10 protein-coding genes are annotated in these 8,644 nt (G+C 66.8%); 4 read left to right on the plus strand and 6 right to left on the minus strand.

Going from position 1 to position 8,644, the window contains the following annotated elements; all coding sequences use genetic code 11:
- Positions 1 to 231: 231 nt before the first annotated feature.
- Positions 232 to 2,244: an MMPL family transporter gene (locus tag E3T28_RS15055; protein ID WP_241979383.1), complete on the minus strand. Its 2,013-nt coding sequence runs from the start codon at positions 2,242 to 2,244 to the stop codon at positions 232 to 234.
- Positions 2,245 to 2,359: 115 nt separating this feature from the next.
- Here E3T28_RS15055 and E3T28_RS15060 point away from each other — a divergent pair, with 115 nt between their 5' ends.
- The 3 genes from E3T28_RS15060 to E3T28_RS15070 all read left to right on the plus strand — a co-directional run bounded on the left by E3T28_RS15060 (position 2,360) and on the right by E3T28_RS15070 (position 4,970).
- Positions 2,360 to 2,884 carry a MarR family winged helix-turn-helix transcriptional regulator gene (locus E3T28_RS15060; RefSeq protein WP_241979384.1) on the plus strand — a complete coding sequence of 175 codons (525 nt, stop codon included), beginning with the start codon at positions 2,360 to 2,362 and terminating at the stop codon, positions 2,882 to 2,884.
- A 92-nt stretch (positions 2,885 to 2,976) separates the two neighbouring features.
- Entirely contained in the window at positions 2,977 to 3,477 is a 501-nt protein-coding gene (locus E3T28_RS15065; protein ID WP_277613374.1) for a Fur family transcriptional regulator, read from the plus strand.
- Complete coding sequence (locus E3T28_RS15070; protein ID WP_134432821.1) at positions 3,474 to 4,970, plus strand: catalase; 1,497 nt, start codon at positions 3,474 to 3,476, stop codon at positions 4,968 to 4,970. The genes E3T28_RS15065 and E3T28_RS15070 overlap by 4 nt, the downstream gene beginning before the upstream one ends.
- 102 nt (positions 4,971 to 5,072) lie before the next feature.
- Here E3T28_RS15070 and E3T28_RS15075 read toward each other — a convergent pair whose 3' ends face one another.
- From E3T28_RS15075 to E3T28_RS15090, 4 genes are all read right to left on the minus strand, one after another.
- Positions 5,073 to 5,792 (minus strand): hypothetical protein, encoded by a 720-nt coding sequence (locus tag E3T28_RS15075; RefSeq protein WP_134432823.1) that lies wholly within the window; start codon positions 5,790 to 5,792, stop codon positions 5,073 to 5,075.
- Between the two features lie 51 nt (positions 5,793 to 5,843).
- Entirely contained in the window at positions 5,844 to 6,263 is a 420-nt protein-coding gene (locus tag E3T28_RS15080) for a DUF302 domain-containing protein (RefSeq protein WP_134432825.1), read from the minus strand.
- A gap of 736 nt (positions 6,264 to 6,999) precedes the next feature.
- Complete coding sequence (locus tag E3T28_RS15085; RefSeq protein ID WP_134432827.1) at positions 7,000 to 7,842, minus strand: SDR family NAD(P)-dependent oxidoreductase; 843 nt, start codon at positions 7,840 to 7,842, stop codon at positions 7,000 to 7,002.
- A gap of 47 nt (positions 7,843 to 7,889) precedes the next feature.
- Positions 7,890 to 8,273, minus strand: a complete 384-nt coding sequence (locus E3T28_RS15090) for a Fe-S oxidoreductase (RefSeq protein ID WP_134432829.1) — start codon at positions 8,271 to 8,273, stop codon at positions 7,890 to 7,892.
- Between the two features lie 123 nt (positions 8,274 to 8,396).
- Here E3T28_RS15090 and E3T28_RS16995 point away from each other — a divergent pair, with 123 nt between their 5' ends.
- The gene (locus tag E3T28_RS16995; RefSeq protein WP_166787056.1) at positions 8,397 to 8,534 is read left to right on the plus strand and encodes a hypothetical protein; all 138 of its coding nucleotides are present in this window, start codon (positions 8,397 to 8,399) and stop codon (positions 8,532 to 8,534) included.
- On the opposite strand, the gene E3T28_RS15095 is transcribed toward E3T28_RS16995, so the two are convergent.
- A partial coding sequence (locus E3T28_RS15095; RefSeq protein ID WP_166787057.1) for an integrase core domain-containing protein occupies positions 8,531 to 8,644 on the minus strand: 114 nt, incomplete at its 5' end. The genes E3T28_RS16995 and E3T28_RS15095 overlap by 4 nt on opposite strands.

Raw genomic sequence — 8,644 nt, forward strand, 5'->3', positions numbered from 1 at the left:
TGAACGACCAACAACACCCGCACCAGCCAGCCTCGTCGGGATCAATCACCTCGCCGACGAAACCGCCACAAACTAACCCAAGTGACTCCAGTCAGCTTGACATCGCCCGCTCACGGCAAAATCTCCGTCGAATTCGTTCGGGTTCGACGGAGATTCTTGCCCGCGGCCAGCAGGGCTCACTTCGCTGAGCGGGTCGCGGTAGCCCGCCAGAGCGTCGGACCCGCGGTGCGGCTAGACCCGCGGGGCCTTCGCGGCCGGACGGGACGGCCACCAGAACGTGTCGCCGGTGAGGAACACCAGCGCCGGCACCACGAGGGTGCGCACGACGAGCGTGTCGAGCAGCACGCCGATGCAGACGATGACGCCGATCTGGGTGAGCGCCACGACCGGTAGCACGCCCAGCACGGCGAAGACGGCCGCGATCAGGATGCCGGCGCTCGTGATGACCGCGCCCGTCGATGACAGGGCGCGCACCATGCCCTCCTTCGTGCCGAACCGGATGCTCTCCTCCCGGGCCCGGGTGGTGAGGAAGATGTTGTAGTCCACACCGAGGGCCACCAGAAACAGGAATGCGAACAGCACCACGTTGGTGTTGAAGGCCGGGAAGCCCATCAGGTTCTGGAAGATCCAGTTGGAGGCGCCGAGGCTGGCGAAGAAGGTCGCCAGCACGCTGACGATCAACAGAACGGGGGCCACCAGGGAGCGCAGCAGCAGAGCCAGGATCGCGAAGACGATTGCCAGGATCATCGGGATGATGAGGTCCTGGTCGGCCTGGGCGCTGGTCTTGTTGTCGAATGCCGTGGCGTCGCTGCCGCCGACCAGCGCCTCGGACACGTCGCCCGCGGCGTCGGCATAGGTGCCGCGCAGGGTGTCGATGATGAAGAAGGTCTCGTCACTGCCGGGCTCGCTGGTGAGGGAGAGGTTCAGCCGGGTGAGGCCGTTCGCGCTCTCCCCGGGCAGCACGGACTCGATGCCGGGCGTCTCGGTGGCGAGCGTGGTGGCCTCGGCGGCCGCGGCATCCGGGACCAGCACGATGGTCTGGCTGGTCAGGCCGGCCGAGAATGATTCCTCCACGATCGCCTGCGCCTGCACCGACTCGGGCTTTCCGAGGAGTTGGTCGGCCTGCGACAGTCCCACCGAGGCGCCGATCAGGCCCAGGCTGAGTGCGCCGATCGCGGCGACGGATGCGGCGGTGACCACGATCGGACGGCGCTGCACGCCGCGGCCGAGCCGGGTCCAGAAGCCGGGGCGCAGCTCGGTGCCGATGCCGGGTACGAAACGGGGGATGAACGGCCAGAACAGGCCGCGGCCGCAGACCACGAGCGCGGCCGGCAGCACGACCAGGGCGAAGATGATGGCGATGACGACACCGATGGCGCAGGCGAAACCGAGCGCGCGGTTGCCGGACAGTTCGGCGAACAGCAGGGTGAGCAGGCTGAGCGCGACCGTGCCGCCGCTGGCGGCGATGGCCGAGCCGGCACCGCGCACCGCGGCGAGCATGGCGTCGTTTCGGTTCTCGGCGCGGAGCAGTTCCTCGCGGTAGCGGGCCACGAGCAGCAGGGCGTAGTTGGTGCCCGCACCGAAGACCAGCACGGACTGGATGCCGGCGACGGAAGGGTCGAGGGTGATGCCGAACGGCTCGGCGAGGGCTCCGACGACGACCGAGGAGAGGCCGTCCGCGATGCCAACGACGACGAGCGGGACGATCCACAGCACGGGGCTGCGGTAGGTGACGATCAGGAGCACGGCGACGACGATCACGGTGACGAGCAGCAGCCGGAAGTCGGCGCCGGCGAACGCGTTCGTGATGTCGGACTGGAAGCCGACGGCGCCGGTGACGTAGGAGTCCAAGCCCGTCGGCAGTCCGTCGGAGGCGGCGTCACGGATGTCGGTGGCCGCCCCTCCGATGTCGGCGTTGGCCTCGTCCGCGTCGAGCGGCACGATGCTGATGGCCGCTCTCCCATCGTCGCTGAACCGCGGCATGGTGGCCTGCGGCACGGTCGACTGCTCGGCGAGGGCTGTGCCGCGTTCGGTGATCGCCGCGATGTCGGCCTGGGTCAGATCGCCGCCGACCCGGGTCCAGACCACGATCGCGGAGGTCTGCTCGGCGGACGGGAACTCGGCCAGGAGTGCGTCGACCTGTGCGGCCTGGCTGGATGTGGGCAGGCCCGAGGTGGGGAACTCCTCGGAATCGTCGGAGGGGAGGAGGGAGAAGAGCAGACCGACGGCGACGATCGTTGCCACCAGTACGATCCAAGCCGTTCGTCGACCGGTGATGAACCGCTGAATCGCGAGCAAAATTCCTCCAGGAAGCCTGATTGCTAGGCGTCCTAGCAATGTCCGTAATAGTATGGCTTCTATGGAAGAGCGTCGCAAGTTCGCTCCCGGCTCCGAGGCCGGGGTGCTCGGCGCGCCGGGCGGCGGCGAGATCCGGGATTCAGGTCTGCCGGTTTCGGGTCGGATCGGCTTCCAGCTGCACGATATCGTTCACTTGTCCCGTGCCTTCGAGCGGAAGGTCGGGCAGGCGCTCGAGGTGAACGCCACCGACCTGTCCGCGATGGAGCACCTGATCCAGGAGGGGTCGCTGACCCCGGGCGAGCTGTCCCGCCGCCTGGATATCTCCACGGCGGCGACGACTCTCGTGGTCGACCGGCTCGTGGCCCTCGGGCACGCCCAGCGGCATCCGCACTCGTCGGACCGTCGCAAGGTCGTCGTGGTGCCGGCTCAGGAGTCGGTTTCGCGGGCGTTCCAGCAACTGCTTCCGGTGATCGGGGGAGTGGCGTCGCTCACCCAGGATCTCTCCGATGTGGAGCGACAGGTGATCGAGGCCTTCCTGGCCCGGGTCGTCGACGTCTATCAGTCGGCACTCGGCTCTTCGTCCTGAGCCGGTGATCTGCGTGCGCCAGCACGCCGGCAGCACGCCCGGTGGTCGCCCGTTGTTTTGAGTGGCTCAAAACAACTGTTAGCGTGGGGCGCATGACGAAAACGAAGCGGATGCGGGCGGCGGAGCCGTCCGGCTTGCTCGTCGACAGCATCCGTGCGTGTGGACTCAAGGTCACCGCGCCCCGCCTGGCGGTGCTGCGGGTTCTCGACCTGGCCCCGCACTCGACCGCGGAGCGACTCTTGGCCATGGTTCGGGCGGAGCTGCCGGGCACCTCCCTGCAGGCCGTCTACGGCGTGCTCGCGGCCTTCACGGGCGCCGGGATCGCCCGCAAGATCGAGCCGGCCGGCTCCCCGGCGCTCTTCGAACGCCGAGTCGGCGACAACCACCACCACATCGTCTGCACCCGCTGCAGCGCGGTGCACGATGTTGACTGCGCCGTGGGCGAATCACCCTGCCTGACGCCCTCGAACACCGCCGGGTTCACCGTGCGCACCGCCGAGGTCACCTACTGGGGACTCTGCCCCGACTGCCAGACCGCCACACTTTCCACGCTTTCCGCACCTGCACCGCTGTCGAACAAAGGAGCACGATGACTATCAAGCCCACCACCACGCAGACGGGAACGCCCGTCGCGAGCGACGAGCACTCCCTGACCGTCGGAACCGAGGGAGTCACTGCCCTGCACGACGTCTACCTGGTCGAGAAGCTCGCCCAGTTCAACCGCGAGCGGATCCCGGAGCGCATCGTGCACGCCAAGGGCGGCGGAGCCCACGGCGTCTTCGAGGTGACCGGCGACGTGTCCGCGTACACCCGTGCCGCGGTCTTCCAGCCCGGAACGACCACCGAGACCCTGCAGCGCTTCTCCAGCGTCGCCGGCGAGCAGGGCAGCCCCGACACCTGGCGCGACGTACGCGGTTTCTCGGTGAAGTTCTACACCTCCGAGGGCAACTACGACATCGTCGGCAACAACACCCCGGTGTTCTTCATCCGCGACGGCATCAAGTTCCCCGACTTCATCCACTCACAGAAGCGCCTGCCGGGCTCCGGCCTGCGCGACGCGACCATGCAGTGGGACTTCTGGACCCTGTCGCCGGAGTCCGCGCACCAGGTGACCTACCTGATGGGCGACCGTGGACTGCCGCGCTCCTGGCGCGAGATGCCGGGCTTCGGCTCGCACACCTACCAGTGGATCAACGCTGCCGGCGAGCGCTTCTGGGTCAAGTATCACTTCACCTCCAATCAGGGCAACATCGAGATGGAGGGCTCGGAGGCCGAGCTGATCGCGGGCGCCGATGCCGATTACTACCGTCGCGACCTCTTCGACGCGATCGATGCTGGAAACTTCCCGTCCTGGGACGTCTCGGTGCAGATCATGCCGTATGAAGAGGCCAAGGCCTACCGGTTCAACCCGTTCGACATCACCAAGGTCTGGCCGCACGCGGACTACCCGCTGGTCAAGGTCGGTACGCACACGCTGAACCGCAACCCGGAGAACTTCTTCGCCGAGATCGAGCAGGCCGCGTTCTCCCCGGCGAACTTCGTGCCCGGCATCGCGGCGAGCCCCGACAAGATGCTGATGGCCCGCATTTTCTCCTACCCGGACGCCCAGCGTTACCGGGTCGGAACGAACTTCAACCAGTTGCCGGTGAACGCCGCGAAGGCACCCGTGAACAACTACTCGCAGGATGGCGCCGCCCGCTATCACTTCAACGCGACGGATGCCCCGAACTACGCTCCGAACTCGCTGGGCGGCCCCGCGGCCGACCCGCAGGCGGCAACCGACGGCAGCTGGGAGAACGACGGCGAGCTCGTGCGCGCCGGCGCGCAACTACGCAGCGAGGACAGCGACTTCGGCCAGGCGGGAACACTGTACCGCGAGGTCTACGACGACGCCGCCAAGGCGCGTTTCCTCGACACCATCACCGGGGCCATCAGTGGGGTGGAGCGTCCCGAGGTGACCGAGCGGGCGATCGCGTACTGGACCAGCGTCGACGCCGACCTCGGCGTGAAGCTGCGCGCGAACCTCGCGACCTGGGCAGAGGCGGACCTGCTGGCCGAGGCCGCAGCCGGCTACGCCGCCCCGTAGCAGCATCTGCTTGACCGAGAACGCCCGGCCTCTTCGAGGTCGGGCGTTCTCGTGTCCCACTCTCGTGTCCCGCTTTCTATCCGGTGCGCCGGTGGCCCGGCGTCAGCAGTAGAAGGCGCGCGTCGTGTCGGGCGCGACGATCGCCTTCACGACACCGCCCGGCTGAAGCAGGGCCACTCCGCCGAAGGCGGAGCCGTCCTCACCCCAGGGGGCACCGTCAGCCACCTTGTCGTAGACGAAGGGGCCTGAACCGTCGTTGTATTCATCGTGCGCCTGATCCTCCGGGAGCGCATCGAAGAACGCTTGGGCATTGTCGCCGACCGCGAATCCACCGCTGCTCCGAAGGGCTATTCCCGCTACGGAGGGGCCGCTGAACCTGACCGTAAACCCGATGGACGACACGGAGAGCATTGCGTCGTCCCAGACATAGTGGGTCGAAGGTGCATCGCAGGCTTCGTTCTGAGTCATCTCGGACTGGATCGGCGACGTTCCGAAGGCGTTCGTGAGCAATGCGATGGCCGTGTCGGGGCCGTCGTCCAAGACCGCGGTCTGCACGGTCTGCCCGTCGGGGGTCTGGCTGACCAGTCGGGAGCCGCTCATCACGATCGTCGACACGGTGGGCGCCGCGGCCTGCGTCGGCGTAGCCGTTGTCGTGGCCGGGGGAGTGGCCACCGCAGTGGCCTCCTCCGAGGCCGTCGGGGTGGACCCCGGTGTGGGGGTCGAGGAGCAGGCACTCAGCAGCAGTCCCGCCAGCACTGTCAGGGCGACGCCGCCCCGGATCCTGGACCGGGTCCGATCACCTGTTCCGGTGCGTTCGTTCATTGATTCCCCCGCTGGTTAACGTTTTCCCGCCTGATCAGGCCTGGCCCAAGGCTACTGCGCGGCGCCGGAGAGCACGGCCGCAAGGGCTGCGCGCAGCCGGGCATCCGCTTCGATGGAGACCTGCTTGATCTCCGGTTTCGTGCTGAGCTGCGCCATGATGGCCGGGTCGAGGGCTTCCACGGTGGTTTCACTGGCCCCCGCGTGGCGGCGCACGACCACGTTGCAGGGGAGCAGGGCGCCGATGCCCGGGTCGGCGGTCACGGCCCGCTGGGCCAGGGCGGGATTGCAGGCACCGAGAATCAGGTAGTCGCCGACGGCGTCGGCGGCCTCCTGGCCGAGCTTGGCGGCGAAGGTGGACTGCATGTTGATTTCGGTCAGTACGCCGAATCCCTGGTCGGCCAGTGCTTCCCGGGCCATCCGGACCGCTTCGTCGAACGAGACATTGACCGTGATGGTGTGTGCGTAGCTCATGCTCTTCCTCCACTGGGGTGACATTCACTCGGTTCATTCACTCGGTTCATTCACTCGGTGACATTCACTGGGGACCGCGACGCCCCCAGACCATCATGCGCGCCACCGGCCCGATCTGCCACCGTGAACGGGTGGATTCTCGTTAGGTCAGATATTTCATACGTGGGACATGCTTACCTCGACGGATGCGCCCGGCGCCCCCCGCGCCCCCCGCGTGAGCTGCCGGCCATCCGCGATCGAGGTTGCGCACGTGCTCCGGTTGTCGTCCCCATTCACCCGGGCCACTTTCACCGGCCCCGAGCTGCACCGGTTCGGCCACGAAGGAGCTCACGGTGGGCGCCCGAACCATACAGGTGCCGCGGCACGTCCGGCTCGTCGTGTGGCCAACTCAGGAGATCTGTCCGGGCCCTCCGGACATCCTTGCTGATCCTGCACTGCTCCGCACCGGCTGGTAACTGCGGGTGACGGATGTCCTGAGTTGGCCACACGCGCGCTTGGCCACCCTGACCAGAGGAGGCAGGACGCAGGGCGGCAAGGCCCATCGACCGGAGCCGTGGCGAGCCCGGTGCGCAGCCAAAGTTTCTCCCGTTTGGAGTTCCGCGCCGCGACCCGAACCCCGAACGAATTCGACGGAGAATTTTGGCCGGATCGGCCCAAAAAAGCGCGAGAAGTCGTTTCGAAACAAAATCTCCGTCGAATTCGTTCGATACCGGTAGCCTCGTGCAGAAGGCTCCGGCTAGGAGGCCAGAGGCGCCGAGTGCGCGGCGACCAGCGCTGAACTCTGCTCCCAGAGGGCGGTGGCCAGCTGGGAGTCGTAGGCCTGCTTGTTCGCCTTCTGGATGCGGCGTTTCTCGTAGTACTCGCCCGATGCCCAGTCGGTGCCCGGCATCGCGGTGGCCAGCCAGACCAGGGTGTCGGCTCCCTGTTCAGCGCCGAGCAGCAGGCGTTTGAGCGGAGTCTGGTAGATGAGGCGCATGAGGGTCGTCGACCCGGTGGAGAAGCTCGTTGCCACCACGCCGGGGTGGAAGGCTGCAGTGGTGAGTCCCTCGTCGCTGTAGCGGCGGTGGAGTTCCCTGGTGAAGAGGATGTTCGCAAGCTTGGCGTCGCCGTACGCCTTGTTCGCGGAATACTTCGTCTCGCCCTGCAGATCGTCGAGGTCGATCTTCCCAAAGAGCTGGTTGGCGGCGCTGGACGTGTTGATCACTCGGGCCTGGCTGGCGACCAGCCGGTCCATCAGCAAGGTGGTGAGCAGGAAGGGGGCCAGGTGGTTGACCTGGAAGGTCTTCTCATGGCCGTCGACGGTGATTTCACGTTCGCCCATGATGCCGCCGGCGTTGTTGGCGAGCACGTCGATGCGCGGGTAGCGCTCCTGCAACTCGGCGGCGAGGGTGCGCACCTCGTCGAGGCAAGAGAAATCGGCCACGAGGAAGTCGGCGCCGAGTGACTCGGCGACTGCCGCGGTCTTGTCGGGCGATCGGCCCACGATCACGACGTGGTCGCCGGACCGGCTCAGGGCTCGGGCGGCGGCGGCGCCGATTCCGTCGCTGGCGCCGGTGATCACGATAGTGCGTGCGGTCATTCTTGGTCCCCCTGGGTTATTGACATGGGTGTTGTTCGACTTCTGGACTACGAGACATAGCCGCCCTGTGCGAGGCCGGCCTCGATTTCAAAACGGTTCCGCAGCGGATTGCGGCCGGCCACCAGGTAGAGCAGTGGGAAGACCATGCCGAATCGCTGCCACTGGCGTTTGTGCACGGCCTCGTGTTCGAGGATGGCCGTCGACACGTTCTGGTTGGTCAGGTAGCAGCCGCCGACACAGGATCCGCCGCGACCGAATGACCAGGCAGGCATCCCTCGGAAGACGATGAGGCCGCTTCGGCGCTCGACCTTACCGGTGCTCCAGATCGACCCCCAGATCACGCCGACCGTGGTGGCGTAGAGGTAGCCGGCCCGGCTGATGGGGGAGTCGAAGAGGATGCGGCGCACCCACCCAGCGTAGGCGGATCTCACGACAGAACCCTGAGTTTCCCATGAGCGCTCTCATCGGACCAGAACCTGTTTTCTGTTCGATTGAATCAATTTGAGAGTGTACGTACTCAAGATGATTTGTTCTCTTCAGGCTGGGTGATCCGGATGGTCCAGGGTGCAGTGCAGATCATGGCCCCACCCTGGCCGGAGACCGGGGTGCGCACATGGCGCAACGTGACCAAGTCCCGCACCCGGATGGCCGACGCGGTCGAGTGGACGAACGTGACCCGGGACGACGACTAGGTGTAACTCCCAGAGACCTTGTGAACGCGGTTGATGGGTGGGGTGTTTCCGATGCCGCTGTGGGGTCTGTGGTGATTGTAGTCATGGACCCACTGCTGGTAGGTGGCAGC

Origin of the sequence: Cryobacterium sinapicolor (genome assembly GCF_004403465.1) — a bacterium.
GTDB lineage: Bacteria > Actinomycetota > Actinomycetes > Actinomycetales > Microbacteriaceae > Cryobacterium > Cryobacterium sinapicolor.